Origin of the sequence: Mesorhizobium sp. M1A.T.Ca.IN.004.03.1.1 (assembly GCF_003997555.1) — a bacterium.
Lineage (GTDB): Bacteria > Pseudomonadota > Alphaproteobacteria > Rhizobiales > Rhizobiaceae > Mesorhizobium.
In genome coordinates this window covers 1-231 of record NZ_RZTV01001188.1, presented here as the reverse complement: position 1 = coordinate 231, position 231 = coordinate 1, and the positions used below count along the sequence as shown (strand labels likewise).

The 231-nt window shown below is 70.1% G+C and carries 1 pseudogene; it reads left to right on the top strand.

The annotated features are described in order from the left end of the window. A pseudogene (locus EOD29_RS35445) lies at positions 1-231 on the top strand (riboflavin biosynthesis protein RibD); the annotation flags it as partial.

Here is a 231-nt window from a genome sequence, read left to right as displayed (position 1 = left end):
CGCAGGCGCTCGCTGAAGCAGGCGTGCTCGCCCGCGGCGCGACCGCCTATGTGACGCTCGAACCCTGCTCGCATCACGGCAAAACGCCGCCCTGTTCCGAGGCGCTGATCGCCTATGGCGTTGCCCGCGTCGTGATCAGCGTCACCGATCCCGACCGGCGTGTCTCCGGCCGCGGCATCGCTATGTTGCGCGAAGCCGGCATAGAGGTGGATGCCGGCGCGCTGGAGGCCG